23 protein-coding genes are annotated in these 26,839 nt (G+C 71.0%); 10 read left to right on the top strand and 13 right to left on the bottom strand.

Annotated elements, in window-relative coordinates; translation table 11 throughout:
- Positions 1-19: 19 nt before the first annotated feature.
- Positions 20-556 carry a hypothetical protein gene (locus tag ACWXWW_RS08060; protein WP_455969575.1) on the bottom strand — a complete coding sequence of 179 codons (537 nt, stop codon included), beginning with the start codon at positions 554-556 and terminating at the stop codon, positions 20-22.
- A 240-nt stretch (positions 557-796) separates the two neighbouring features.
- Positions 797-2,257 carry a DUF222 domain-containing protein gene (locus tag ACWXWW_RS08055; protein ID WP_455969574.1) on the bottom strand — a complete coding sequence of 487 codons (1,461 nt, stop codon included), beginning with the start codon at positions 2,255-2,257 and terminating at the stop codon, positions 797-799.
- Between the two features lie 142 nt (positions 2,258-2,399).
- On the opposite strand from ACWXWW_RS08055, the gene ACWXWW_RS08050 reads away from it, so the two are divergent.
- Genes ACWXWW_RS08050 through ACWXWW_RS08040 form a run of 3 tightly spaced genes read left to right on the top strand, consistent with a single transcriptional unit; the run spans position 2,400 to position 4,105 of the window.
- Positions 2,400-2,852, top strand: coding sequence for an N-acetyltransferase family protein (locus tag ACWXWW_RS08050; protein WP_455969573.1), 453 nt, complete (start codon positions 2,400-2,402; stop codon positions 2,850-2,852).
- 54 nt (positions 2,853-2,906) lie between these two features.
- Positions 2,907-3,560 (top strand): GNAT family N-acetyltransferase, encoded by a 654-nt coding sequence (locus tag ACWXWW_RS08045; RefSeq protein WP_455969572.1) that lies wholly within the window; start codon positions 2,907-2,909, stop codon positions 3,558-3,560.
- On the top strand, positions 3,557-4,105 hold the full coding sequence (locus ACWXWW_RS08040) for a GNAT family N-acetyltransferase (RefSeq protein ID WP_455969571.1): 549 nt from the start codon (positions 3,557-3,559) through the stop codon (positions 4,103-4,105). Before ACWXWW_RS08045 ends, ACWXWW_RS08040 begins: the two co-directional genes overlap by 4 nt.
- 11 nt (positions 4,106-4,116) lie before the next feature.
- Here the strand turns inward: ACWXWW_RS08040 and ACWXWW_RS08035 are convergent, their stop codons facing one another.
- Both ACWXWW_RS08035 and ACWXWW_RS08030 read right to left on the bottom strand, forming a co-directional pair.
- Positions 4,117-5,922: an ABC-F family ATP-binding cassette domain-containing protein gene (locus ACWXWW_RS08035; RefSeq protein ID WP_282978526.1), complete on the bottom strand. Its 1,806-nt coding sequence runs from the start codon at positions 5,920-5,922 to the stop codon at positions 4,117-4,119.
- 138 nt (positions 5,923-6,060) lie between these two features.
- Positions 6,061-7,080, bottom strand: a complete 1,020-nt coding sequence (locus tag ACWXWW_RS08030) for an ABC transporter substrate-binding protein (RefSeq protein ID WP_455969570.1) — start codon at positions 7,078-7,080, stop codon at positions 6,061-6,063.
- A gap of 92 nt (positions 7,081-7,172) precedes the next feature.
- Here ACWXWW_RS08030 and ACWXWW_RS08025 point away from each other — a divergent pair, with 92 nt between their 5' ends.
- The 3 genes from ACWXWW_RS08025 to ACWXWW_RS08015 are packed head-to-tail and all read left to right on the top strand — an operon-like array spanning position 7,173 to position 10,089.
- The gene (locus ACWXWW_RS08025) at positions 7,173-8,234 is read left to right on the top strand and encodes a FecCD family ABC transporter permease (RefSeq protein ID WP_282978528.1); all 1,062 of its coding nucleotides are present in this window, start codon (positions 7,173-7,175) and stop codon (positions 8,232-8,234) included.
- Entirely contained in the window at positions 8,231-9,301 is a 1,071-nt protein-coding gene (locus ACWXWW_RS08020; RefSeq protein ID WP_271172691.1) for a FecCD family ABC transporter permease, read from the top strand. Before ACWXWW_RS08025 ends, ACWXWW_RS08020 begins: the two co-directional genes overlap by 4 nt.
- A complete protein-coding gene (locus ACWXWW_RS08015; RefSeq protein WP_271172692.1) occupies positions 9,298-10,089 on the top strand; it encodes an ABC transporter ATP-binding protein in 792 nt (263 codons plus the stop codon). Before ACWXWW_RS08020 ends, ACWXWW_RS08015 begins: the two co-directional genes overlap by 4 nt.
- A gap of 60 nt (positions 10,090-10,149) precedes the next feature.
- On the opposite strand, the gene mmsB is transcribed toward ACWXWW_RS08015, so the two are convergent.
- From mmsB to ACWXWW_RS07970, 9 genes are all read right to left on the bottom strand, one after another.
- Positions 10,150-11,367 carry a multiple monosaccharide ABC transporter permease gene (gene mmsB / locus ACWXWW_RS08010; RefSeq protein WP_271172693.1) on the bottom strand — a complete coding sequence of 406 codons (1,218 nt, stop codon included), beginning with the start codon at positions 11,365-11,367 and terminating at the stop codon, positions 10,150-10,152.
- Positions 11,354-12,880: a multiple monosaccharide ABC transporter ATP-binding protein gene (gene mmsA, locus ACWXWW_RS08005; RefSeq protein WP_271172858.1), complete on the bottom strand. Its 1,527-nt coding sequence runs from the start codon at positions 12,878-12,880 to the stop codon at positions 11,354-11,356. Before mmsA ends, mmsB begins: the two co-directional genes overlap by 14 nt.
- Positions 12,881-12,979: 99 nt before the next feature.
- Positions 12,980-14,098 carry a multiple monosaccharide ABC transporter substrate-binding protein gene (gene chvE / locus ACWXWW_RS08000; protein WP_455969569.1) on the bottom strand — a complete coding sequence of 373 codons (1,119 nt, stop codon included), beginning with the start codon at positions 14,096-14,098 and terminating at the stop codon, positions 12,980-12,982.
- 176 nt (positions 14,099-14,274) lie between these two features.
- On the bottom strand, positions 14,275-15,264 hold the full coding sequence (locus ACWXWW_RS07995) for a LacI family DNA-binding transcriptional regulator (protein ID WP_271172859.1): 990 nt from the start codon (positions 15,262-15,264) through the stop codon (positions 14,275-14,277).
- Between the two features lie 154 nt (positions 15,265-15,418).
- Positions 15,419-16,351, bottom strand: a complete 933-nt coding sequence (locus ACWXWW_RS07990; protein WP_455969568.1) for a 4-(cytidine 5'-diphospho)-2-C-methyl-D-erythritol kinase — start codon at positions 16,349-16,351, stop codon at positions 15,419-15,421.
- Entirely contained in the window at positions 16,348-17,220 is an 873-nt protein-coding gene (gene rsmA, locus ACWXWW_RS07985) for a 16S rRNA (adenine(1518)-N(6)/adenine(1519)-N(6))-dimethyltransferase RsmA (protein ID WP_455969567.1), read from the bottom strand. Before rsmA ends, ACWXWW_RS07990 begins: the two co-directional genes overlap by 4 nt.
- Entirely contained in the window at positions 17,217-18,110 is an 894-nt protein-coding gene (locus ACWXWW_RS07980) for a TatD family hydrolase (RefSeq protein ID WP_455969566.1), read from the bottom strand. Before ACWXWW_RS07980 ends, rsmA begins: the two co-directional genes overlap by 4 nt.
- 19 nt (positions 18,111-18,129) lie before the next feature.
- The gene (gene metG / locus ACWXWW_RS07975; RefSeq protein ID WP_271172700.1) at positions 18,130-19,707 is read right to left on the bottom strand and encodes a methionine--tRNA ligase; all 1,578 of its coding nucleotides are present in this window, start codon (positions 19,705-19,707) and stop codon (positions 18,130-18,132) included.
- Positions 19,708-19,749: 42 nt separating this feature from the next.
- Complete coding sequence (locus tag ACWXWW_RS07970; RefSeq protein WP_455969565.1) at positions 19,750-20,763, bottom strand: LacI family DNA-binding transcriptional regulator; 1,014 nt, start codon at positions 20,761-20,763, stop codon at positions 19,750-19,752.
- Between the two features lie 139 nt (positions 20,764-20,902).
- Here ACWXWW_RS07970 and ACWXWW_RS07965 point away from each other — a divergent pair, with 139 nt between their 5' ends.
- The 4 genes from ACWXWW_RS07965 (at position 20,903) to ACWXWW_RS07950 (ending at position 26,806) form a co-directional block, all read left to right on the top strand.
- The gene (locus ACWXWW_RS07965) at positions 20,903-22,906 is read left to right on the top strand and encodes a beta-galactosidase (protein ID WP_455969564.1); all 2,004 of its coding nucleotides are present in this window, start codon (positions 20,903-20,905) and stop codon (positions 22,904-22,906) included.
- A 115-nt stretch (positions 22,907-23,021) separates the two neighbouring features.
- On the top strand, positions 23,022-24,251 hold the full coding sequence (locus ACWXWW_RS07960; protein ID WP_455969563.1) for a sugar ABC transporter substrate-binding protein: 1,230 nt from the start codon (positions 23,022-23,024) through the stop codon (positions 24,249-24,251).
- A 60-nt stretch (positions 24,252-24,311) separates the two neighbouring features.
- Positions 24,312-25,910 carry an ABC transporter permease subunit gene (locus ACWXWW_RS07955; protein ID WP_455969562.1) on the top strand — a complete coding sequence of 533 codons (1,599 nt, stop codon included), beginning with the start codon at positions 24,312-24,314 and terminating at the stop codon, positions 25,908-25,910.
- On the top strand, positions 25,907-26,806 hold the full coding sequence (locus ACWXWW_RS07950) for a sugar ABC transporter permease (RefSeq protein WP_271172705.1): 900 nt from the start codon (positions 25,907-25,909) through the stop codon (positions 26,804-26,806). Before ACWXWW_RS07955 ends, ACWXWW_RS07950 begins: the two co-directional genes overlap by 4 nt.
- The last annotated feature ends 33 nt before the right edge of the window (positions 26,807-26,839 follow it).

The raw sequence follows: 26,839 nt of genomic DNA, 5'->3' as shown, positions 1-26,839 counted from the left end.
CGGCCTCACGGCCGCGAGCTCACTCCTCCTCGTAGGAGCCGCTCTGCTCCGAGGATCCGCCGAAGGACGACTCCGATGACGAGTCGTCGCCGTAGGGCGATCCGCTCTCCTCGCTCGACGACTCGTCGCCGTAGGAGGACTCGGACGACTCATCGCCGAACGAGGTCGGCTCGCTGCCGTAGGAGGACTCCGACGACTCGGACGACTCCCCGCCATAAGAGGAGTCGCCCGTCGACTCGCTGCCGTAGGACTCGCCCGACTCACCGCCGTACGACGACTCCGACGACGACTCCCCGCCGTACGAGGACTCGCTTCCATACGACTCGCCGGACGACTCGCTTCCGGTCGACTCGCCCGACTCGCCGCCGTACGACGACTCCGACGACGCGCCGCCGTATGACGAATCCGACGAGCCCCCGTCGTAGGAGCCGCCCTGCTCCGACGACTCGCCGTACGACTCCGAAGCCTCTCCGGAGTACTGGTCGCCCGACCCGAACTCCTCAGCCCCCGGCTCCTCGGACTGGTCGTTCTGCCCGAACTGATCCGAATTGCTCATGTTGTTCCCCCAACTGATCTGGATGTGAACGGCGCCGACGACGAGCGGTCGTCGTCGACCGACGCGAGCACGCCGATCCGAGCGATTCCCCATCCCCTGGGTCAGGAAGACCCCGGCTCCCCCAGGCCTACTCAGGGCGCACGGGAGCGTCAACCCCTCCCGCGCACTGTTCCCCGAACCTTCAGGCAGCTGCCCGCTCGTACACCGCGCAGGCTCACCGGGCAGCCCCTCCTCCACCGTTCAGAAGGGTGGTGGGTCGCCGTCGTGGATGAAGCGGACGACGGGCGGCGGCACGTCGGTGCAGGTGCGTCCCGTCGGCGACGTCCATTCGAGGACGCCGCCGGGTCTCTGCACGACCGTCCATGCGGAATGGTGCTTGAGGGTGTGATGGTACTCGCAGAGGTAGGCGAGGTTGCACACGCAGGTGGGCCCGCCGAGGCAGTGATCGATCGTGTGATCGGCGTCGGAGAGGCGCTTGCGGATGGGGCGACGGCATCCGGGGAACCGGCAGTGCTCGTCGCGCGCTCTCAGGTATCGGCGCTGCGCGGCATTCGGGAAGCGCAGATCCACCGTGAGCAGCGCTCCGGTGTCGGCGTCGACGAACAGCCGCTCCCACACAGGGGCGGTCGCAGCGAGCTCAACCGCCTGCACGATGGGGATCACCCCGTGCCCGCACAGCACGGCCGCCCCGCCCACGAGGCGCTCCGTCGGGCGTCCGAACGCGTCACGCCCAGACCCCTGAGCGGTCGCGTCCGCGGTGTCATCGTCGGGACACGGGTCGGCGAGCTCGTCGTCGCCCCCTCCGCCGATCTCCGCGGCGCCGGCGGCGCGGTGCTCCGCAGCGGCGATGAACGCGCGGGCGGGGATCGTGATCTGCACGCTCGCGCGGATTCCCGCGAGTCCCGTCGGCACTCCCTGCGGGCCGGCTGTGGGCGCCCCCGCGAGAGCGAGATCGCACAGCACATCCACCTGCCGCTGCTCGGCGGTGCGCTCGTCAGAGCCGTCGACATCCGCCGCCGCGAGCTCCTCAGCCAGCTGCCGGGAACGATCCACGATCCCCTCGCCGACCAGCGCGGACACGTACATCCGCACCCAGCCCATCCCGTGCCGGCCCCGCTGGAACACCACTCGACGCCGCCGAGCCTCCTCCTCGTGCCGCTCCCGCAGCGACCGCGGCTGCAGCCGCTCCGCCACGGCCTCCGCCACGGGACGCAGCCGGCCGGGTGTCAGCGCGTGCTCGGCCAGCACGCCCAGCACCAGCTCCTCGAACCGCGCCCGCGCCGTCGCGGACTCCAGCTCATCCCCGAGCTCCACGATCACGCGCGCCTGCCCTGCCGAGACGCGCCCCGCCTGCATCGACGCGAGGACCCGCGGATACCGATTCACCAGCGCGACCGCGTCGGCCATCCGCGCCTCGGCCGTCGCCCGCGCGCATCCCAGCACGCCCGCGATCTCCTCTGCCAGCGCCCGGAAGGACCACCCTCGGCCCTCCTCGCCGTCGGCCAGCGCTCGCGCCTCCCGCGCGTACTGCTCCTGCGCGACCTCCACCATGTGCGCGATCAGGAGCGCCTGCATCGCCTCGAGCGACGCCAGGGACCGCCCGTTCACCTCCAGTGCATCCGCGAGCGCCCCCAGCCGAGCGCGCTCATCCGGCGTCGGCAGCCACCCCGTCGACGCCCGCGCACTCGAACTGATCTCCATACATCCATCATCACAAGGACCACCGACATTCGCAGATCCAGACGACGCAGGCTCGGTGGAGATCGATCACGAAACGGCAACGGATCGTGCGGCGAGGGCACTGCCGTCGGGGTCAGCCTCCCGTGGAGGGGACGATCTGAGGATGACACTGAGCGTTCGCCCTGTCGATGCGCGTGACTCCGACGAGTGGGCCGCCCTCTACCGCGGATATCGCGCCTTCTACCGGCTCCCCGATGATCCCGCTGCCGTCGCCACGACGTGGACCTGGGTCCGCGAAGGAGCGCATGGCCTCGTCGGGCTCGTCGCCGTGGACGAGCGCGATCGCCCCGTCGCGCTCGCGAACCTGCGATGGTTCGCTCGGCCATCCACCGCGACGACGGGCCTCTACCTCGACGATCTCTTCACCTCTCCGGATGCCCGCGGAGCCGGCGCGGCAGGCATGCTGCTGAAGCACGCTGCCCAGCTCGCCGCTGCGGGAGGGGCGAGCGTCGTCCGCTGGATCACGGCGGCGGACAACGAGGTCGCCCGGTCCGTGTACGACGCCCATGCTGTCGCGACGCCCTGGGTGACCTACGACATGACGCCGTCGGGGTGAGCGCGACGCGCGTCCTGATCGCACGCACGCCGCCGCGTCGCATAGCCTGACCGGATGGGGATCGAGACCGTCTGGCCGCTGTTCGCGCTCGAGCTCGCCACGCCGCGCCTCACCCTGAGGCCGCTGCGCGACGAGGATCTCGCACCGCTCACGGATGCGGCGATCGAGGGGATCCACGATCCGGACCGCATGCCGTTCAGCGCGCCATGGACCGACGCCGAGCCCGAGATCCTGCGGCGCGAGTTCGCGCGGTTCCACTGGAGCCGGCGCGCGCAGCTCCGGCCGGAGGCATGGGGCATCAGCTTCGCCGTCCTCGAGGACGGCAGGCCCATCGGGATCCAGGATCTCGACGGACGCGACTTCCCCGCCCTGCGCACGGTGCACACCGGCTCGTGGCTGACCCGCTCCGCGCAGGGGCGCGGGCTCGGGCGCGAGATGCGGGCCGCGGTCCTCCTCTTCGCCTTCGACGTGCTCGGCGCAGAGTGGGCGGAGTCCGGAGCCGCCAGCTGGAATGGGGCGTCGCTCGGGGTCTCGCGCGCACTGGGCTACCGCGAGAACGGCATCGAGCGCGTCCGGGCGCGTCCCGACCAGGTCGACGATCTCGTGCGCCTGCGCGTCTCGGCCGCGGAGTTCGCGCGCCCCGACTGGGACCTCCGCGTGAGCGGCGCAGAGGCGGCGATCGGCGCGCTCATGCCGGCCCAGGCATGAACGCGCTGCCCGATGAGGTGATCCCTGTGCGGGAGGGGGTCGCCCTGACGGCCTTCGCGTCCGACGACGCGGCCGCCATCCACGCCGCGGTGGACGACGTCGACATCCGCCGCTGGCTCCCGCTCCCCCGTCCGTACCCGCTCGAGCTCGCAGCCGACTGGAGCACCCGCGTCGCCGAGACCATCCGCGCGTCGGGATCCGGGCTCGTCCGCTGCATCAGGGAAGGCGAGCGGATGGCCGGCTGCATCGACGTCAAGCGCGTCGACTGGCGGGCGCGCACCGCCGAGCTCGGCTACTGGCTCTCACCTGCGCACCGGGGCCGCGGGCTCGCCGCAGGCGCCGTCGATGCCCTCGCCTCCTGGCTGATCGACGCGCAGGCGTTCGAGCGCGTCGAGCTCCGCATCGCGACCGGCAACGCGGCGTCCACGCGGGTCGCCGAGCGCGCCGGGTTCGTCTACGAGGGCACGGCGCGCAATGCGGGGTTCACGGATGGCGGCCGCGTCGACCTCGGGATCTGGTCGCGGATCGCCTCCGGCCGACGCTGACCGCGGGCGCGCTACTCGACGAGCTCGCTGAGCTCGAGCCAGCGCTCCTCGATCTGCGCCGTCTGCTCTTCGAGCGCCCGGATCTCGGCCGACAGCGCGCCCAGGCCCTCGTAGTCGCTCTGGTCGTGCGCGGCCATCCGGTCGTGCACCTTCGCGATATCGGCCTGGAGCTTCTCGAGCTTGCGCTCCGCGGCGGCGAGCTCCTTCTGCGCGGCCCGCAGCTCGGCGCCTGACAGCCCGGCGGCAGGCGTCGCCGCGGCGGCCCCCGCCGCGGCAGCCGGGGCACGGTCACGCGCGGCCTCCTGCGCATCACGCAGTCGGAGGTACTCGTCGACGCCGCCGGGAAGATGCCGCAGTCGTCCGTCGAGCACGGCGTACTGCTGATCGGTGACGCGCTCGAGGAAGTACCGGTCGTGCGAGACGACGAGGAGCGTGCCCGCCCAGGAGTCGAGGAGATCCTCCATCGCCGCGAGCATATCGGTGTCGAGGTCGTTCGTGGGCTCGTCGAGGATGAGCACGTTGGGCTGATCGAGGAGGATGAGCAGGAGCTGCAGGCGCCGCTTCTGCCCGCCCGAGAGGTCCTTTACGGGCGTCGACAGCTGCACCGACGAGAAGCCCATGCGCTCGAGCAGCTGGCCCGGGGTGAGCTCCTGCGCCTTCGAGCCCGACCCGATCGTGTAGCTCGTGCGCAGGTTCGAGATGACCACGCGCACCGGGTCCTGCATGTGCGGCTCGAGCTCGTCCATCCGCTGCGTCAGCGTCGCGACCTTCACGGTCTTCCCGCGCTTGACCCGGCCTGCCGTCGGCTCGACGGTGCCCGCGATCAGACCGAGCAGCGTCGACTTTCCGGCGCCGTTCACGCCCAGGATGCCCGTGCGCTCGCCCGGTGCGATGCGCCACTCGATCCGCCGGAGCACCTCCCGGTCGCCGTACGAGACCGAGGCGTCGAGCAGGTCGACGACGTCCTTGCCGAGGCGCGAGACGGCGAGCGACTGGAGCGCGACCTTGTCGCGCACGTCGGGGACGTCGGCGATGAGCTCGTTGGCCGCGTCGATGCGGAACTTCGGCTTCGACGTGCGCGCGGGCGCTCCCCGGCGCAGCCACGCGAGCTCCTTGCGGGCCAGGTTCTGACGCCGCTGCTCGATCGCCGCGGCCTGCCGGTCGCGCTCGACGCGCTGGAGGATGTACGCCGCATAGCCGCCCTCGAAGGGCTCGACGATCCGGTCGTGAACCTCCCACGTCGTGGTGCACACCTCGTCGAGGAACCACCGGTCGTGCGTCACGACGAGCAGCCCGCCCGCGTTCGCGGACCACCGGCGCTTGAGGTGCGCGGCGAGCCACGCGATGGCCTCGACGTCGAGGTGGTTCGTGGGCTCGTCGAGCGCGATGACGTCCCAGTCGCCGGCGAGAAGCCGCGCGAGCGCCACCCGTCGGCGCTGACCGCCCGAGAGCTCCGCGAGCCGGGCATCCCACGGAAGGTCGCGCAGCAGACCCGCGATGACATCGCGCACGCGGGCGTCGCCCGCCCACTCGTGCTCCGCGGCGTCGCCGACGACGGCGCTCCCGATCGTGTCGTCGTCGTCGAGCGTGTCCGCCTGGTCGAGCACGCCGATCCGCACGCCCCCGCGCACCGTCACGCGGCCGCTGTCGGGTTCGAGACGACCCGCGAGCATCGCGAGCAGACTCGACTTTCCGTCGCCGTTGCGGCCGACGATGCCGATGCGGTCGCCCTCGTTCACGCCGAGCGTGACGGAGTCGAAGACGATGCGGGTGGGGAACTCGAGATGCAGGGCCTCGGCCCCGAGAAGATGCGCCATGTCCCTTCCAGGGTAGGCGACCGGCCTGGGCGGAGGGGATGGCCGGGGCCGGCCATCCCCTCGCGCGTCAGCGGTTCACGTGTCCGATCACCTTCACCGCACCGTCCGAGATGCTGACAATGGTGCCGGGATCCGGCGTCAGTCCTCGAGCTGCGGGTCGACCCCGAAGTGCTCGGCGAGCGTGGTGATGACCTCGTGCGCGCCCTGGATCGACACCGACGCGAGGAAGACCGCGTCGTCGACGTAGAGCTTCTCGCCCTCGAGGCGGTCCCACAGGGGGTTCGACTCGAACTGCTCGCGCTGCGCGCGCGACGCGTCACCCTCTGCTCCCTCGGGCTCCCACGAGCTCACGAGGATGAGCCCGGCGTCGACGTCGAGGATCTGCTCCTGCGACATGGGGACGAAGATCTCCTCCGTCGTGTCGGGCGCCGTCTCGGGGCGCGGGAGGCCCATGTCGGTGAGGATCTCGCCGATGAAGGAGTCGCTCGAGTAGAGCCGCGCGGTGTCCTCGCCGGCGAAGCGGACCAGGTCGACCGTGAGGTCGGGCTGCGCCTCGAGGATCTCGGCGCCGACCGCTGCGGCGCGCTCCTCGTAGGCGGCGACGGCGGCCTCGGCCTCGTCCTTCTTGCCGAGCGCCTCGCCGAGGAGCACGACGTTCTCGCGCCAGGTCGGGCCCGTGCTCTCCGAGAACACGGTCGGCGCGATCTGCGACAGCTGCGGGTAGAGCGCCTCCTGGCGCACCTTCGCGGAGATGATGAGGTCGGGCTCGAGTGCGAGGATCGCCTCCAGGTCGGGCTCGGCCATCGTGCCGACGCTCACGGCGTCGCCCGCGAACTCGCTGACGTCGCCGAGGTAGGGGGCGAACGGGTCGTCCGGGTCCTGGCGGTACTGGGCGTAGCCGACGAGCTGCGAGCCGAGCAGCAGGGTCGCGTCGACGTAGCTCGGGTCGAGCGCGACGATCCGGAGGGGCTCCTCGGGGATGGTCGTCTCGCCCATGGCGTGCTCGATCGTGATCGGGAACTCGGACGCCTCGGCGCTGGCCGCCGGGGTCTCCTCGGGGGCGGATCCGCTCTCGGCGGTCGCGGGGGCGCAGGCGAGAAGGCCGAGCGCGAGGCCGGCGATGCCGAGGGCGGACGCCGAGGTGCGCAGGGTGTTCATGCGGTCTTCCTCTATCGGGTGTCAGGAGGCCGTCGCGGGGACGGCGCGCGGATTGGGTCAGCGCGAAGGGTAGACTAACCTAAGAACTCCCGATGTCCCGACCGCCGGAGGCTCCCCTGACATCCGTCTCCGCGATCGCGCGCCCGAGCGAGCGCCGTGCCCGACCCCGCTCCCGACCGGCGGCCGCGCTCCTGTGCGCACTGCTCCTCCTCGTCGCGGTCGTCCTGAGTCTCGCCGTCGGCGGCCGGGGGACGTCCGTCGGCGAGCTCCTCGGCGCCCTGTTCGCGCCGACCGGAACGGACGCCGACGTGACGATCCTCGGCCTGCGCCTCCCCCGCACCGTGCTCGGGCTCGTCGTGGGTGCGTGCCTCGGCATCGCCGGCACGCTGACGCAGGGGCACACGAGGAATCCGGTCGCCGACCCGGGGCTCCTCGGCATCTACCAGGGGGCGGCGCTCGCGATCGTCGTCGTCACGGCGTCCGGAGCGAACCCGCCGGCCCTCGCCCTCGCTCTCTGCGCCTTCGCGGGCGCCCTCACGGTGGCCGTGCTCGTCTTCGCGATCGCGCGCGTCGCCCCCGGGCGCGAGGGCACTCTGTCGTTCGTGCTCGCGGGCGTCGCGATCTCCGCGCTGGCGTCGTCGCTCGTGACGGCGATCTCGCTGCTCGATCTGCAGGCGCTCGACCAGCTCCGGTTCTGGCAGGTCGGCTCCCTCGCCTCGCGCAGCGGCGCGATCGGCGCCGTCTGGCCGCTCATCGTCATCGGCCTCGTGCTGGCCATCGCCAACACGCGCGCCCTCAACGTGCTCGCGCTGGGCGACGACGCCGCATCCGCTCTCGGCCAGGCGCCCTGGCGCGCCCGCGCCGTCGGCATCGCCGCGATCGCCCTGCTCGGAGCATCCGCCGTGACCCTCGCCGGGCCGATCGCATTTGCGGGCCTCATCGTCCCGCATCTCGCGCGCTCGCTCGTGGGGCCCGACTACCGGTGGCAGCTGACGGTGTCGGCGCTGCTCGGGCCCGCGATCGTCCTCATCGCCGATACGGTCGGCCGCGTCGTCGCACGGCCGGGCGAGATCTCGGTCACCGTCGTCCTCGCGGTCGTGGGCGCGCCGCTGTTCGTCGCGATCGCCCGCTCGCGCAGGAAGATCGCGCTGTGAGCGCGCGGATGGCCGTGCCCGCGCCGGTCAGGATCGGGCGCCTCTCGGCGCTCGTGCGGATGCGGGCCGTGGTCGCGACGGTCGCCCTCGCGCTGCTCGCGGGCGCCGCGTTCGCGCTGCATCTCTCGATCGGCACAACCGTGATCCCGCCTTCCGAGCTCATCGCGACACTGCTCGGGAATCCGCCCGACGATGCGACGGCCCTCGTCGTCCACGGCTTCCGGCTCCCGCGCGCGACGGCCGCGCTCACCGCGGGCCTCGCGCTCGGCATGTCGGGCGCCCTCACGCAGACCATCGCCCGGAACCCACTCGCGAGCCCCGACATCCTCGGCGTGACCTCCGCCGCCGCGCTCGGCGCGGTCGCCGTCCTCGTGCTCGCGGGCGGCGCGAGCGCGGGCGCGAGCGGCATCGCGGCGTCCGTGCTCATGCCCGCCGCCGCCCTCGGCGGCGGCATCCTCGCGGGAATCGCGACCGCCGTGCTCGGATGGCGCGGCGGAATCGACCTGCACCGCACGGTGCTCGCGGGCATCGGGGTGTCGTGGCTCGCCACGAGCCTCACGACCTGGCTGCTCACGCTCGGCGATGTCACGAACGCCGCGATCGCCGTGACCTGGATGAGCGGCTCCCTCAACGGGCGCGAGTGGAGCGCGATCGCGCCGAGCGTCGCCGCGATCGCCGTCCTGCTCGTCATCGGATCGGCGCTCGCGCACCAGCTCGCGCTCACCGCATTCGACGACCAGACGGCAGCCGGCATCGGCGTGCGCCTGGGCCCCGTGCGTCTCGCCGTGCTCGCGACGGCCGTGCTGCTCGCCTCGTTCGCGGCCCTCGTCGCGGGCCCGATCTCGTTCGTCGCGCTCGCGGCGCCGCAGATCGCGCGCCTCGCGACGCACACGCCCACGCCTCCCCTCTGGGCGAGCGCGCTCGTGGGCGCCGTCCTGCTCCTCGCAGCCGACGTCGTGACCGCTCATCTCTTCCCCATCCCGCTTCCCGCGGGCATCGGCACGGCGCTCGTCGGCGTCCCGTACCTGCTGTGGCTCATCGTCCTGAACCGGAGGAGGATCGCATGACGTCCGCTCGCCTCGAAGCCTCGGCGCTCTCGCTCGCCTACGACGGCCGCGTCATCGTCGGCGACCTGTCGCTGGCTATCCCCGCCGGTCGCGTCACGGCGATCATCGGGCCCAACGGATGCGGCAAGTCCACGCTCCTGCGCGGGTTCGGACGGCTGCTGCCGCCGGCCGCGGGCGAAGTGCTGCTCGACGGCGTTCCGCTCGCACGGCTCGGACACCGCGAGATCGCGCGTCGCATCGCGCTTCTCCCGCAGGCGCCGTCCGCGCCATCGGGGCTGACCGTGCTCGAGCTCGTCGCGCGCGGACGGACGCCCCATCAGCGCTGGTACGACCGGTTCTCTCGGGAGGACGAGCGCATCGTGCGCGAGGCCCTCGCCGCGACCCGGCTCGACGACCTCGCGGACGCTCCGCTCGACGAGCTGTCGGGCGGGCAGCGTCAGCGCGCGTGGATCTCGCTCACGCTCGCGCAGCAGACCGAGACCATCCTGCTCGACGAGCCCACGACCTACCTCGACGTCGCGCACCAGCTCGAGGTGCTCGAGCTCGTGAGGTCGCTCAACCGCACGTCGGGGCGCACGATCGTCATGGTGCTCCACGATCTGTCGCTCGCCGCCCGCTACGCGGACTGGCTCATCGCGATGCGCGACGGCGCCGTCGTCGCCGCGGGCGAGCCCTCGGAGATCGCGACGCCCGAGACCCTGCAGCGCGTGTTCGGCATCCGCTCCGCGCTCGTCGCGGATCCCGACGGCGGCGCGCCGCACGTGCTCCCCCTCGGCCTTCCGGTCTGACGGACGCCGAAGGGCCGGGGCGTCCGAAGACGCCCCGGCCCTTCGCGGTCGGATGGCCGGTCAGCTCGCGCGCGTGCGGCGCTTGTTCCAGACGTCGAACGCGACGGCCAGCAGGAGCACGAGGCCCTTGATGAACTGCTGGTAGTCGGTGCCGATGCCGAGCAGCGACATGCCGTTGTTCAGGACACCCATGATGAGACCGCCCGTGATCGCGCCGATCACGGTGCCGACGCCGCCCTGGACGGCCGCACCGCCGATGAACGCCGCCGCGATCGCGTCGAGCTCGAACAGGTTGCCCGCGCCGGGGCCCGCCGAGTTGAGGCGGCCCGTGAAGACGAGGCCGGCGAGCGCGGCGAGCACGCCCATGTTGACGAAGAGGTAGAAGTCCACCTTCTTCGACTTGATGCCCGACAGGTCGGCCGCGTGGCGGTTGCCGCCGATCGCGTAGATGTGGCGGCCGAAGACCGACCGGTTCATCACGAGCGAGTACGCGAGGATGAGCACCGCGAGCACGATCAGGACGATCGGGGTGCCGCGCGATCCGGGGGCCACGCCGAGCAGGTACGTCATGTAGGCGATGAGCGCCGAGATGAAGACGAGCTTCGTGTAGAACCACGACGCGGGCTCGCTCTCGAGGCCGAGCTTCACGCGCTTGCCGCGCTCGCGCAGCGAGTTGCCGATGTAGAGCACGAGGGCGAGGATGCCCAGGCCCACCGTGATCCACTCGGCGGGCGAGCTCGACGCCGGGAAGAGCTCGGGGAAGAGGTAGCCGCCGCCCAGCTGGCGGTACTCCGTCGGGAACGGGGTGATCTGCGTGTTGCCGAGCACGATCTGGGTGAGACCGCGGAAGAGCAGCATGCCGGCGAGCGTCACGATGAACGCCGGGATCCCCACGTACGCGACCCAGAAGCCCTGCCAGGCTCCCACGAGCGCTCCGATGAGGAGCGAGACGAGGATGCCCGCCCACCACGGCCATCCCCAGTGCACGATGAGCACACCCGAGACGGCTCCGACGAAGGCCGCGACCGATCCGACCGACAGGTCGATGTGGCCGGCGATGATGATCATCACCATGCCGATCGCGAGGATGAGGATGTAGCTGTTCTGGACGACGATGTTCGAGACGTTGCCGGCCGTCAGGAGGCGACCGCTCGTGACGATCTGGAAGAACAGCACGATCGCGATCAGCGCGATGAAGATGCCGATCTGCCGGAGCCGTGAGGTCAGGAACGCGATCGCACCGCGCACGGGCGATTCGGTGGCGCTAGCTGAGGACATGGTCGGCTTCCTTCTCCTTGGTCATGAGCTGCATGAGCGACTCGGGCGTCGCCTGCTCGATCGGCAGCTCGCCGGTGATGTGCCCCTCCGAGATCGCGTAGACGCGATCGCTGATGCCGAGCAGCTCGGGCAGCTCGGACGAGATGACGATGATGGCCTTGCCCTGCGCCGCCAGCTCGTTGATGAGGGTGTAGATCTCGTACTTCGCGCCGACGTCGATGCCGCGCGTGGGCTCGTCGAGGATGAGCACCTCGGGGTCGGAGAACAGCCACTTCGAGAGCACGACCTTCTGCTGGTTGCCTCCCGAGAGCTTGCCGACGACCGAGGCGACCGACGGCGCCTTGATGTTCATGCTCTTGCGGTACCGCTCGGCGACGGCGAACTCCTCGTGCGCGTCGACCCACCCGCGTCGGGCGAGCTTGCCGAGCGACGCGAGGGAGATGTTCCGCTTGATGTCGTCGATGAGGTTGAGCCCGAAGACCTTGCGGTCCTCGGTCGCATAGGCGATCCCCGCGTCGATCGCGTCGGCGACGGTCTTCGTGTTGACCTCCTTGCCGCGCACGTACACGCGGCCGCGGATGTTCGATCCGTAGGAGCGGCCGAAGATGCTCATGCCGAGCTCCGTGCGCCCCGCGCCCATGAGCCCCGCGATGCCGACGACCTCTCCCGCGCGGACCGAGAGGTTCGCGCCGTGGATGATCGTGCGACCGGACTCGGTGGGGTGGTCGACCCACCAGTCCTCGACGCGGAAGACCTCCTCGCCGACATCGACCGTGCGGTCGGGGTACCGGTGCTCGAGGTCGCGTCCGACCATCCCCTTGATGATGCGGTTCTCGGAGACGTCGTCGGTCTTGAGCTCGAGCGTCTCGATCGTGCGGCCGTCGCGGATGATCGTCACCCGGTCGGCGATCGCCTTGATCTCGTTGAGCTTGTGGCTGATGATGATCGACGTGATCCCCTGGCCCTTGAGGTGGCGGATCAGGTCGAGCAGGTGAGCGGAGTCCTCGTCGTTGAGGGCCGCGGTGGGCTCGTCGAGGATGAGCAGCTTCACGCTCTTCGACAGGGCCTTCGCGATCTCGACGAGCTGCTGCTTGCCGACGCCGATCTCCTTGACCGGGGTCGCGGGGTTGTCGCCGAGCCCGACGCGTGCGAGGAGCTTCTGCGCCTCGACGTTCGTGTCGTGCCAGTCGATGAAGCCGTTCTTCTGGCGCTCGTTGCCCAGGAAGATGTTCTCGGCGATCGACAGGTGCGGGCTGAGCGCGAGCTCCTGGTGGATGATGACGACGCCTGCGCGCTCGGAGTCGCGGATGTCGCGGAACTGGGCGGTCTCGTTCTCCAGGACGATCTCGCCGTCGTAGGTGCCGTGCGGGTAGACGCCCGACAGCACCTTCATGAGGGTCGACTTGCCGGCGCCGTTCTCGCCGCAGATGGCGTGGACGGTGCCGCGCTCGACCTCGAGCGTCACGTTCTGCAGTGCCTTGACGCCCGGGAACTCCTTGGTGATGCCGCGCATCTCGAGGATGGTGTTCACAGGTTCGCTTTCTCGCCGTGAGGATGAGGGGTGACGGGCGCGCGGGTCCGCCCCGCCGTCGAGGCGGACCCGCGCTCCGTGCTACTCGAGCTCGCCGGCCTCGTAGTATCCGCTGTCGATGAGGACCTCCTCGTAGTTGTCGGCCGTGACGATGACCGACTCGTGGAGGTACGAGGGCACGACCTTGACGCCGTTGTCGTACGTCTCGGTGTCGTTGACCTCGGGCTCCTCGCCGTGCATGAGCGCGTCGACCATGTCGGCCGCGGTCTCGCCGAGCAGGCGCGTGTCCTTGAAGATCGTCGAGTACTGCTCGCCCGCGAGGATCGACTTCACGCTGCCGACCTCGGCGTCCTGGCCGGTGATGACGGGCAGCGCGTCGGCCGAGTAGCCGCCGCTCGTGAGCGCCGAGATGATGCCGATCGAGAGGCCGTCGTACGGCGAGAGCACGCCGTCGAGCTTGGTGTCGCCGATGATCGTGAGGATGTTCTCCATGCGCTCCTGGGCCGTCTCCGGCAGCCAGCGCAGGATCGCGGCCTGGTCGAAGTCGGTCTGGCCGGACGGAACCGCGAGAACGCCCGAGTCGAGGTAGGGCTGGAGGGTGTCCATCGCGCCGTTCCAGAAGAACTTCGCGTTGTTGTCGTCGGGGCTGCCCGCGAAGAGCTCGATGTTGAACGGGCCCTTCTCGCCGGTCTCCTCGCCGTTCTCGTCGAGCACGCCGAGGCCCGTGAGCAGGCTCGTCGCCTGCTGCACGCCGACCTGGTAGTTGTCGAACGTCGTGTAGTAGTCGACGTTCTCCGTGCCGTTGATGAGGCGGTCGTATGCGATCACGGGGATGTCCTGATCGGCGGCCGTCTGCAGGACGTCGGTGAGGGTCGTGCCGTCGATCGACGCGACGATGAGGGCGTCGGCGCCGCTCGAGATCATGTTCTCGATCTGCGACACCTGGGTGGGGATGTCGTCGTTCGCGAACTGGAGGTCGACCTGGTAGCCCATCTCCTCCAGGGTCGCCTTGACGTTGTCGCCGTCCGCGATCCATCGCTCGGACTGCTGGGTCGGCATCGCGACGCCGATGGTCAGCGAGCTCGTGTCGACCTCGCCGCCCTCCTCAGCGGCTCCGCCTCCGGTGCGGTCGCCGCTGCAGCCGGCGAGGGCCAGTCCGCCGACGGCCACGATGCCGACGAGCAGAAGGTGCTTCTTCACGGGTGTTCTCCTCTGAATCCAGGACGTGTGCCTCCGCGTCACAGCGGGGGGATGCGCCGTCGAGGAGTCGCGGGACGTCCTCGTCGGGGTCGCACGTCTCCGTGTGACCGTTCACATCGCGTCTTATCGTGCACCCGCCGCGCCGGGCTGTCAAGCCGACGCCGTGTCACATCTCGCTAACGACGCGGTGCGGCCGAGTCGCGCACGACGAGGGCGGGAGCCGGCGGCTCCTCCGCCGAGGGGGCCTCGCCGCGGAGGGATGCGAGGAGTCGCGCGATCGCACGACGGCCGAGATCCGCGAAGTCGATGTGGACCGTGGTGAGGGGCGGCCAGACATGTGCCGCGACGGGAATGTCATCGAAGCCCACGATGCTCACATCGCGCGGCACATCGAGGCCCGCATCGCGGAAGCCATGCATGAGCCCGATCGCCATGAGGTCGTTGGCCGCGAAGACGGCGGAGAAGTCCTGCCGCCGCGCGAGCTCGAGCCCCGCGTAGTGGCCGAAGTCGGCCGTCCAGTCGCCGCGGATCGGCGGGATGGTGGGCAGATCCGCGTCGCGCAGAGCCTGCAGGTACCCGCGCATCCGCGAGTCCGCCTCGATCCAGTCCTGCGGGCCGGACAGATGGAGGATGTCGACGTGCCCCAGCTCGATGAGGTGCCGCGTCGCCATCCGCGCCCCCTCGAGCTGGTCGGGTGCGACGCTCTCCTCGAGCGCGCCGGATGCCGTCTGCAGGCTCACGAACGGCACGCCGATCGCCATGCCGCGAAGGACATGGAACACGCGCACCTGGGGGGCGAGCACGACGATGCCGTCGACCTGCTCGCGCAGCAGCTGCCGCACGGCGCCGCCGATCGCCTCCGGTGACGTGTCGGGGAGGTTGAGGGTGGTGACCGAGTAGCCCTCCTCGCGCGCGGCCTCCTCGATCGCCGCGATCGAGGCGGTCGGGCCGAACTCGCCGACCGTGGCCGACAGGATGCCGATGAGATTCAGCTTGCTCGTGACGAGCGCGCGAGCGGCCTGGTTCGGCCGGTAGTCGAGCTGGCGGATCGCATCGAGGACACGCTGCTTCGTCTCCTCGCGGATCGACGGGTGCTCGTTGAGCACGCGCGAGACCGTCTGATGGGACACGCCGGCGAGGCGCGCCACATCGCGGATGCTCGGCATCCGCGGTCGCTCCGTTGCGTGGGCCACAGCCGTCTCGTCCTCACCTGATTCCGCGATGCGCACGGTCACATCGCCTCCCACAGTATGGCGCACGGACGCGCACGGGGCCATCCCGGGCACGACGGGGCGTGGCGCGAGGGTGCCGCGGCGGCGCTCAGCCGACGATGCGCGCGCCGCGCACGGGGCCGTGCGCGAGGAGCACATCCCGACCGGCGGCGTCCAGCACGTCGCGGAGCTCCGCGGCGTCCTCGGGCGATGCCGCGAGGAACGCGACGGTGGGCCCCGAGCCCGACACGAGGCCCGCGAGCGCCCCCGACGACTCCCCCAGCTCGAGCGTCTCGGCGAGATCGGGGCGCAGGCCGAGTGCGGCCACCTGGAGGTCGTTGCGGAGCGTCTCGGCGAGCATCGCCGCGTCGCCCGCGCGCAGCGCCTGCAGCACGCCGGCGTCGACCTCGGGCACGGCGCGCGTGGGGGCGATGTCGAGCCGGTGCCGTTCGCGGTGGCGGTCGAGCGCCCCGTACACCTCGGGCGTCGAGAGGCCCTCCTCGTTCACGACGAGCACCCAGTCGAAGCGGCCGCGGGCGAGGGCCGGGCTCAGCTCATCGCCGCGACCGGTCCCGATCGCGGTGCCGCCCTTGAGCGCGAACGGCACGTCGGCGCCGAGCTGCGCTGCGAGGCGATGCAGCTCGGCGTGCCCGACCCGCGTGCCCCAGAGCGCGTCGCACGCCACGAGCGCGGCCGCGGCATCCGCCGAGCCGCCGCCCATGCCGCCAGCGACGGGGACCTCCTTGAACACGTCGAGATGGACGCCGCCCGCGTACCCGGTCTCCGCCGCGAGGAGGCGGGCCGCTCGGAGCGCGAGATTGCGGTCGTCGACCGGCACGCCCGAGACGTCGACGGCGCCCTCGACCGCGAGCGTGAAGCCGTCGGCATGCGTTGCGACGACATCCTCGTAGAGCGAGACGGCCTGGAAGGCGGTCGCGAGCTGGTGGTAGCCGTCGCTCTGACGGCATCCGACCTCGAGGAAGACGTTGATCTTGCCCGGTGCGCGCACGCGCACCTGCGGCTCCGACGACGCGAGGCTCATGGCGCCGTCGCCTCCGCGCCACTCGTCTCGGCGAGCGCGCGTGCGATCCGCAGGAAGTCGTCGATGTCCAGCGACTCGCCGCGCGCGGTCGGCGCGACGCCCGCGCGCTCGAGCACCTCGGTCGCGCCCGCCGAGCCGCCGAGCTCGCCGGCGAGCGCCTGGCGCAGCATCTTGCGTCGCTGCTGGAACGCGAGATCGACGATCCGGAAGGTCCGCAGCCGCTCGTCCTCCGTGCCGCGCGCCCCAGCGTCGCGCTGGAACGCGACGAGCACGCTGTCGACGTTCGGCACCGGCCAGAAGACCTGGCGGGAGACGCTGCCGGCGAGCCGCCACGCGCCGTACCAGGCGGCCTTCGCGCTCGGGGCCCCGTAGACCTTGCTCCCCGGCTCGGCCGCGAGGCGCTCGCCGACCTCGGCCTGCACCATGACGACACCGCGGTCGAGCCGGGCGAACGTCTCGAGGAAGTGCAGCAGCACCGGCACCGACACGTTGTAGGGCAGGTTCGCGACGAGGATGGTCGGATCGCCGGGCAGCTCGGTGACGCGCAGCGCATCGGCGTCGACCACCGTGAGCGCGCCGTCCGGGACGCCGCGCTCGGCCGCCGTGCGCGGCAGCCGCTCGGCGAGCCGGTGGTCGATCTCGACGGCGGTCACGGTCGCGCCGGTTTCGAGGATGGCCAGGGTCAGCGAGCCGAGCCCTGGGCCGATCTCGACGACCCGCTCCCCCGCCTCCACGCGCGCGGTGTGCACGATGCGTCGCACGGTGTTGGCGTCGACGACGAAGTTCTGGCCCAGCTTCTTCGTGGGCGTGACATCGAGCTCGGCGGCGAGCTCGCGGATGTCGCCGGCCCCGAGGAGCCGCACGGTCATGTCCACTCCCCGTACACGGCGCGCGTGTTCGCGGCCAGCTGCGCGGAGAGCTCGTCGACGTCGGCACCCAGCTCCGCGGCCATGAAGCGGACCGTGACGGGCACGAGGTACGGCGCGTTCGGGCGCCCTCGGTGCGGCGTCGGAGTGAGGAACGGCGCATCCGTCTCGACGAGGATGCGGTCGCGCGGCGTCACCCGCAGGGCGTCGCGCAGGTTCTGCGCGTTCTTGAACGTGATGTTCCCCGCGAACGACACCCAGTAGCCCGCGTCGGCCGCCTCGTGGGCCATGTCCTCGTCGCCCGAGAAGCAGTGGAAGACCGTCCGCTCGGGGGCGCCGACGCGCCGCAGCGTGTCGAGCACGTCGCGATGGGCGTCGCGGTCGTGGATCTGCAGTGCGATGCCGTGGCGCTTGGCGATGTCGATGTGCGCCTCGAAGGAGGCGTGCTGTGCCGTTCGCCCCTCCTCGCCCGTGCGGAAGTAGTCGAGCCCCGTCTCGCCCACGGCGCGCACGCGCGGGTGCCCCGCGAGCTCATCGATGACTCCGAGCGCCTCCTCGAGGCGCCCCTGCTCGGCGTACGTCGGCGCGTCGTTGGGGTGGATGGCGACGGCCGCGAGCACGCGCGCATCCCGCTCGGCGGCGGCGACGGCCCACCGCGACGAGTCGATGTCGCCCGACGACTGCACGACGCCGGCGATGCCGACCGCGCTCGCCCGATCGAGCTGCTCCTCGAGCGAGAGCGGCTCGTCGCCGTCCTCGATCTCGAGGTGGCAGTGGTTGTCGTACACGGGCACCGCCAGCGGCTCGGGCGCGGCCGGGTAGCGCAGGTCCTTCCGCCCGTCCCGGCTCCGCTCGCGCACGTAGACGGTCGGGTCCGCCCCGTTGTCCTTCACGCCATCCCCCTCGATCGGATCACTCCGGCTGCTCGACCCGCGGGAAGAGCGGCTGGAGCGTGGACGTCGCCGTGCCGGCGGGGATGCCGCCCCACGCGCCGGCCTCGCGCACGGGCTGCTCGACGAGCGCACCCAGGGCGCTCTCTACGCCCAGGGCGTCCCAGAGCTTGCCGGTGGCCTGCGGCATCACGGGCGAGAGCAGCACGGCGAGCGCGCGGAGCCCCTCGGCGCACGTGTAGAGCACGGTCGCCAGGCGGTCGCGCTGCGCGTCGTCCTTCGCGAGCGCCCACGGCTCGTTCTCGGTGATGTAGCCGTTGAGCTCGTCGACGATCGTCCAGATCGAGCGGATGGCCTCGTCGATGCGGAAGCGGTCGATCGCCGCATCGGCCTTCCGAGCCGCTTCCGCGACGGTCCGCTGGATCGCGAGATCGCCATCCGCGTATTCCGCGGGAGCGGGGACGACGCCGTCGAAGTACTTGCCGATCATGGCGATGGTCCGCGATGCGAGGTTGCCGAACCCGTTCGCGAGCTCCGCCTGGTACCGAGCCGACAGGTCCTCCCAGGAGAACGAGCCGTCCTGGCCGAACGAGATCGCCGACAGGAAGTAGAACCGGTACGCGTCGGAGCCGAAGACGTCGGTGATCGCGTTGGGCGCGATGCCCGTGAGCTTCGACTTCGACATCTTCTCGCCGCCCACGAGCAGCCATCCGTGCGCGAAGACGTTCTCGGGCACCTCGATGCCCGCGGCCATCAGCATCGCCGGCCAGATCACGGCATGGAACCGGAGGATGTCCTTGCCCACGACGTGGTGCGCGGGCCAGCGGCGCGCGAAGTTGTCGGGGTCGGAGCCGTACCCCACCGCGGTCGCGTAGTTGAGGAGGGCGTCGACCCACACGTAGATGACGTGCGACTCGTCCCACGGGACGGTGATGCCCCAGTCGAACGTCGAGCGCGAGATGGAGAGGTCCTTCAGGCCCTGCTGCACGAAGGCGACGACCTCGTTGCGCGCGGATTCCGGCTGAACGAAGTCGGGGCGCTCGCGGTAGAGCTCGAGGAGGCGGTCCTGGAACTCGCTGAGCTTGAAGAAGTAGTTCTTCTCCTGCAGCAGCTCGAGCGGCTTCGAGTGGATCGCGCACACCTTGAGCCCCTCGAACGGCCCGGTGCCGTCGACGATCTCGCTGTCGGGCTTGAACTCCTCGCACCCGACGCAGTAGAGCGCCTCGTACTCGCCCGCGTAGATGTAGCCGCGGTCGTACACGGCCTGCAGGAACAGCTGGACGCTCTTCTCGTGACGCTCCTGCGTCGTGCGGATGAAGTCGTCGTTGGCGACATCCAGCGTCCGCAGGAGCGGCTGCCACGACTCCGCCACGAGCTTGTCGACCCATTCCTGCGGGGTCGCGCCGTTCGCGGCGGCGGCGCGGATCATCTTCTGGCCGTGCTCGTCGGTGCCCGTCAGCATCCAGGTGTCGTCACCGGCCTGGCGGTGCCAGCGCGCGAGCGTGTCCACCGCCACGGTCGTGTACCCGTGCCCGATGTGCGGGACATCGCTCGGATAGTAGATCGGCGTGGTGATGTAGAAGGAACGGCCGGAAGTCACCAGGAGAGTCTATTCCGGGCCGCGCGTGCTCCGCGCCGAGCGTTACGCGCTCTCGCGCACGACGATCGACGCCGGGAGCATGAGATCGCGGCCCGGGCTCCCCGCCACGACGTCGAGCAGCAGGGCGACCATCTCCTCGCTGATCCGGGCCCACGGCTGACGCATCGTCGTGAGCGGCGGATCGTGGGTCTCGGCGAGGCCCGAATCGTCGAACCCCGCAACCGCGATGTCGTCGGGCACGCGCAGCCCCTCGCGGCGCAGCGTCGCGACCGCGCCGGCGGCCATCCCGTCCGAGGCCGCGAAGACCGCGTCGATATCGCGCCCGCGTGCGAGCAGGCGCGCCATCGCGCGCGAGCCGGACTCGCGCGAGTAGTCCCCGCGCTCGACGAGCTCGGCGTCGTAGCCGCCGCCCATCTCCTCGCGGAACCCGGCGAGACGGAACCGGCCGCCCGGCGTGTCGTCGGGCCCCGCGATATGCGCGATGCGACGGTGCCCGCGGGAGCGCAGGTAGGCCGTCATCTCGCGCGCGGCGCGCGCCTCGTCGATGCCGACCGACGGGACGAGCCCCTCGAGGCCGAGCGGAACGCCCGTGCTGACGATCGGGATGCCGGCCTCGTGCATGCGGCCGAGGAAGGGGTCGGATGCATGGCTCGACACGAGGAGCACGCCGTCGACGTGCCCCGCGCGCACGTACTCGAGCACGTTCGCCTTCTCGGCATCGGTTCCCGCCACGAGGAGCACGAGGGTCATCGACCGCTTCGAGAGGGACTCGGCAGCGCCGCGTAGCAGCAGGCCGAAGGTCGGGTCCTCGAACAGCAGGTGGTGCTCCTCGGTCAGGAGGAAGGCGAGCGATCCGGAGCGGCCCGTCGCCAGGCTGCGCGCGTGGTGATTCGCCGTGTAGCCCGTCCGCCGAATGGCGTCCTCGACCGCGGCACGCGCGTCGGGCGAGACCCAGTGCCCTCCGTTGATGACGCGGGAGACCGTGCCGCGCGAGACGCCCGCGACCGCCGCGACGTCGCGGATCGTCGGCTTGCGCGCGGGCGGCGTCTGCTCCATGGATCAAGACTCTAGCGCGAGCCGAGAGTGCGACTGGGACCGGTCACAGTTCGATAACGGATGGGTGATCGCCTTGGCGCTCCGACGACGCCGCGCCACACTGGGACCGGTCACAGCCCTTCGACCCGATGGAGCGTCCATGCCCGACCAGACCCCACTGCCCGCCCTGCCCGGCATCGCCTTCGGCGGCGACTACAACCCCGAGCAGTGGCCGCGCGAGACGTGGCAGGAGGACGTCCGCCTGATGCGCGAGGCGGGCGTCAACCTCGTGAGCGTGGGGATCTTCTCGTGGGCTCTGCTCGAGACCGCCGAGGGCGAGTTCGACTTCGCCTGGCTCGACGAGGTGATCGACCTCCTCCACGCGAACGGCATCGCCGTCGACCTCGGCACGCCGACCGCCTCACCGCCCGCCTGGTTCTTCGCCGCGCACCCCGACGCGCGCGTCGTCACACGAGACGGCACCGTCATGGGCTTCGGATCGCGCGGGATGGCGTCCCACTCCTCCCCCGCCTACCGGGAGGCGATCGTCCGCATCGCGAGCGCGCTCGCCGACCGCTACGGCGATCACCCCGCCGTCGTGCTGTGGCACGTGCACAACGAGTACGGCGTCCCGGTCGGCGAGGACTATTCGGAGCATTCCGTGCGCGCCTTCCGCGGATGGCTGCGCGAGCGCTACGGGTCACTCGACGCTCTCAATGCCGCATGGGGCACGGCGTTCTGGGGCCAGCACTACACGGCCTGGGAGCACATCGGCGCCCCGGCCGCGGCGCCGTCGGTCGTCAATCCCGCACAGCGCCTCGACTTCCAGCGCTTCACCGACCATCAGCTCCGCGCGTGCTTCATCGCCGAGCGCGACGCGATCCGCGCCCGCGCCCCGCAGCCGATCACGACGAACTTCATGGCGAACCAGAGCTGGACGACTGACCTGTGGGCGTGGGCCAGGGACGTCGACGTCGTGTCCGACGACCACTATCTGTGGGCGGCCGACGAGGACGCGCACATCGGGCTCTCGATCGCCGCCGATCTCTCCCGGTCGGTCGGCGGAGGGAAGCCGTGGATCCTCATGGAGCACTCGACGTCGGCCGTGAACTGGCAGCCGCGCAATATCGCGAAGCGTCCCGGGGAGATGGCCCGCAACTCGCTGACGCACGTCGCACGGGGCTCGGACGCCGTGCTCTTCTTCCAGTGGCGCGCGGGACGCTCGGGCGCCGAGAAGTTCCATTCGGCGATGCTCCCCCACGCCGGCACCGACTCGCGCGTCTGGCGCGAGGTGGTTGCGCTCGGCGAGGGGCTGTCCCGGCTCGACGCGGTCGTCGGGTCGCGCGTCGAGGCCGACGTCGCCGTCCTGTGGGACTTCGAGTCGTTCTGGGCGCAGGACCTCGAATGGCGCCCGACCGAGGACCTCTCCCACCAGGAGCGCGTGCGCGCGTTCTACGAGCGCCTCTGGCGGGACGGCGTCACGGTCGACTTCGCGCTCCCTGGCCACGACCTGTCGCGCTACCGGCTCGTCGTCGCACCCGCGCAGTACCTGCTCACGGCGGCAGACGCCGCAAACCTCACCCGCTATGTCGAAGGCGGCGGAACGCTCGTCGTCTCGTACTTCTCGGCGGTCGTCGACGAGAACGACGCCGTCCACCCCGGTGGGTTCCTCGCTCCCCTCCGCGACGCCCTCGGCGTCGACGTCGAGGAGCACCTGCCGCTGCGCGAGGGCGCTGCTGCCGCGGTCGAATGGAGCGACGGCGCCCTGCTGGGCGCCGACCACTGGCAGGAGAGCCTCCGTCTGCACGGCGCCGACGTCGTCGGCGCCTACGCCGAGGGCCCCGCGGCGGGAGGCGCCGCCATCACACGTCACAGGCACGGCGCCGGAACGGGGTGGTACATCTCCACGCGCCTGGACGCGGAGGGGCTGCGCGCCGTCCTGTCCGACGTGTACGCCGATGCGGGGGTCGTCCCGTCGTCGACTCCGGATGGCCTCGAGGTCGTCCGGCGCCGCGCCGACGATCGCACGTTCCTCTTCGCGATCAACCACCGCGACGACGACGTCACCATCGACGCCGTCGGCCGCGAGCTGCTCACCGGCGCCACGGCGTCCGGATCCCTCGTCGTCCCCGCCGGGGGCGTCGCCGTCATCGAGACCGACTGACCCGCCCTCCGGGGCACCCCGGGGCCGCCCGGCCCGACCGATCCACCACCACCAGGTCGTGACGACGCGACCGCTTCGGCGGACGCATCGCACGACCATCGAGAAGGAGACAATCATGCGCACGCAGATCGCATTCGCCGGCATCGCCGCCGCGTCGGCACTGCTGCTGGCCGGCTGCTCCGGCAGCGCCCCCGAGACGGCCGAGGAGCCGGCCGACGAGGGCTCGACCGCCGAGCTCGTCGTGTGGACCGACGAGGAGCGCGAGGACGCGATCGCCGCGGCCGCCGAGCAGTTCGAGGCCGACACGGGAGCGACCGTCACGCTCGTCCAGAAGAACTTCGAGGACCTGCGCAACGACTTCATCGCGCAGGTGCCCACGGGCGAGGGGCCTGACATCACGGTCGGCGCGCACGACTGGCTCGGGGCGCTCGTCACCGCCGGCGTCGTCGACACGATCGATCTCGGCGACGCGACGGGCGACTTCGAGCAGGTCGCGCTCGACGCGATGACCTACGACGGCCAGCTCTACGCGCTGCCGTACTCGCTCGAGACGGTCGCGCTCATCCAGAACGTCGACATGGTGGGCCCCGACGCCCCGGCGACCTGGGACGAGCTCGTGTCGATGGCGCAGGAGGCCGGGGCCGAGCGCCCGATCGCGGTCAACACGGCCGGCGAGACGGGCGACGCGTACACGATGTACGGGCTGCAGACCTCGTTCGGCGCGCCGGTGTTCGTCCAGGACGAGACCGGCTCGTACACGGCCGAGATCGGCATGGGCGGCGCGAACGGCGAGGCGTTCGCGCAGTGGCTCCACGAGAACGGGTCGGCTGGCACGGGCTACATCTCGACCACGGTCGACTACGACATCAACAACGAGCTGTTCAACAGCGGCACGGCGCCCTTCACGATCCAGGGACCGTGGGCGATGAGCGCCTATGCCGACGTCCCGAACGTCGCGGTGCACCCCATCCCGTCGGCCGGCGGCGAGACCGCGGCGCCCTTCGTGGGCGTGCAGGGCTTCTACCTCAGCTCGCAGAGCGAGAACGCGCTGCTCGCTCAGGAGTTCCTCGTGAACTACCTCGCGAAGGAGGACGCGCAGCGTGCCCTCTACGAGGCCGACCCGCGCATTCCCGCGTTCACGGCGCTCGCCGATGAGGTCGCCTCCGACCCCGTCATCGCGGGATTCCTCGCCTCGTCGCAGAACGGCGTGCCGATGCCGAGCATCCCCGAGATGGGCTCGGTGTGGGACCTCTGGAACGCGGCCGAGGTGCAGATCATCGGCGGCGCCGACCCCGCAGCGACCTGGAAGCAGATGGTCGCCGACCTCGAGGCCGAACTGGGCTGACCGGCTGCGCCGGGGGCGGGCGGACGCGCGCCCCCGGCGCTCCGGCGGAAGGAAGACGGAATGACGGATGTGACGACCGCCCCCGCGCGGCGCGGCGAATCGCACGCGCGCGGCTGGCGCGGGCTCGGATGGGGCTTCGTCGTGAAGCTCGTGCTCATGGGGATCGTCAACGCGCTCGGCATCGCGGTCGCGCTGTCGGCGTGGCAGGCGGAGTCGTGGATCGTGCTCGGCGCGTCTCTCGTGCTGCTCGCGATCGCGGACGCGGTGTACTTCTCACGACGGGCTCTGCCGCTCAAGTACCTGCTGCCCGGGCTCGTGTTCCTCGCCGTCTTCCAGCTGTTCGTGCTCGGCTACACGGCCTACGTCGCGTTCACGAACTACGGCACCGGGCATGCGGGCTCGATGGAGCAGGCCGTCGACGCGGCGCTCATCCAGGACGAGCGGCGGGATCCCGATTCTCCGTCCTATCCCCTCGCGGTCGTCGAGCAAGACGGGGAGCTCGGGTTCGCGATCGTCGACGAGGACGGCGTCGTGCGGGCCGGGACCGCCGACCAGCCGCTGGAGGCCGTCGCGGGAGCACGCACCGGCGGGTCAGGCGCCCCCGAGACCGTGCCGGGGTGGACCGTCGTGCCGCGCGCGGACATCCTCGCCGACCCCGATCTGCAGGAGCGCGTCGCGAGCCTGCGCGTCCCCGTCTCGGACGAGGCGGAAGACGGCTCGCTCCGCACCCGCGAGGGCACGACCGGCGCGGTCTACACCTCGGGCCTCGAATGGGATGCCGCCGCGCGGACCTTCACCGACACAGAGACCGGGGTCGTCTACGCGGCGTCCGATGACGGCCGCTTCGTCGCCGAGGACGGGTCGGCTCTCCCGACCGGCTGGTACGTCAACGTCGGGTTCGACAACTTCGTGCGCGCCGTGACGGATCAGAGCCTCGCCGGGCCGCTCCTCCAGGTCGCGGCGTGGACGTTCGCGTTCGCCATTCTGACCGTGCTCACGAGCTTCGGCCTCGGGCTCCTTTTCGCTCTCATCTACAACGACTCCCGTGTCCGCGGCCGAAAGGTCCTCCGGACGCTCATGATCCTCCCGTACGCGTTCCCCGCATTCATGTCCGCGCTCCTCTGGCGGGGAATGCTGAACTCCGAGTTCGGCGTCGTCAACGACCTGCTCTTCCTCGGCGCCGACATCGCCTGGCTGGGCGATCCCCTGCTCGCCAAGGCCGCCGTCCTCTGGGTGAACCTCTGGCTCAGCTACCCCTACTGGTTCCTCGTGTGCACGGGCGCGCTCCAGGCGCTCCCCAGTGACACGCTCGAGGCCGCCACGATCGACGGGGCCGGACGCTGGCGCCGATTCCGATCCATCATCCTGCCGCAGCTGCTCGTGTCGACGGCACCGCTCGCGATCTCGTCGTTCGCGTTCAACTTCAACAACTTCACGATCATCTACATGCTCACCGAAGGCGGCCCCGCGTTCCTCGGCAACTCGGGACTGGGCGAGACCGACATCCTCATCTCCGCGATCTACCGGATCTCCGGCGTCGCGGGCGGATCAGCCGACTACGGCCTCGCGAGCGCCCTCTCGATCGTCGTGTTCATCGTCATCGGCGTGATCTCGGCGCTCGCCTTCCGACAGACCCGCAAGCTCGAGGAGTTCCAGTGAGCACTGTCACCGAACGCATCACGTCCGCGACCCCGGGGCGTCGCACCGCACGTCGCTCCCGCTGGTGGGCCGAGGTGGGCTGGAAGTACCCGGTCGCGGCGGTCATCCTCGTCTACGCGATGTTCCCGCTGCTCTACATCGTCTCGGCGTCGGTGAACCCGCGGGGAAGCCTCGCCGGGTCGAGCGCGCTGTTCTCGGCGGTGAGCGCCGACAACTACGCTGCGCTCGCCGAGACGCGCTTCTGGACCTGGATGCTCAACACCCTCTACGTCGGCGGCGTCGCCGCGATCGGCGCGGTGCTCATGGGCGCAGCCGCAGCGTACGCCTTCTCGCGCTTCCGCTTCGCGGGACGGCGCGCGGGCCTCACGAGCCTCCTCATCATCCAGATGTTCCCGCAGACCGTCGCGTTCGTCGCGGTGTTCCTCCTGCTGCTCGCGCTCGGCGAGGTCGTGCCGGCCCTCGGGATCAACTCGCGCCTCGCGCTCATCTGCGTCTATCTGGGTGGCGCGCTCGGCGCGAACACCTTCCTCATGTACGGGTTCTTCAACTCGATCCCGATCGAGCTCGACGAGTCGGCCAAGATCGACGGCGCCTCGCACGCGCAGATCTTCTGGCGCATCATCATGCCGCTCGTGACGCCCGTGCTCGCCGTCGTCGCGCTGCTGGCCTTCATCTCGGCGTTCGGCGACTTCATCCTCGCGAAGATCGTCCTGACCAGCGAGGACAACTGGACCCTCGCCGTGGGCATGTACCAGTGGGTCTCGAACCAGCTCACGTCGCGCTGGGGCATCTTCGCCGCGGGCTCCGTGCTCGCATCGATCCCGGTCCTCGTGCTGTTCCTGTCGCTCCAGCGCTACATCGTCGGCGGCCTCACCGCGGGCTCCGTGAAGGGCTGAGCGCGCGCATCGAGTCGAAACCGATCCCCATCC

The organism is Microbacterium sp. KNMS, assembly GCF_053851835.1.
The sequence above is the reverse complement of the archived record's forward strand: the minus strand, read 5'-3'. Positions and strand labels throughout refer to the sequence as shown.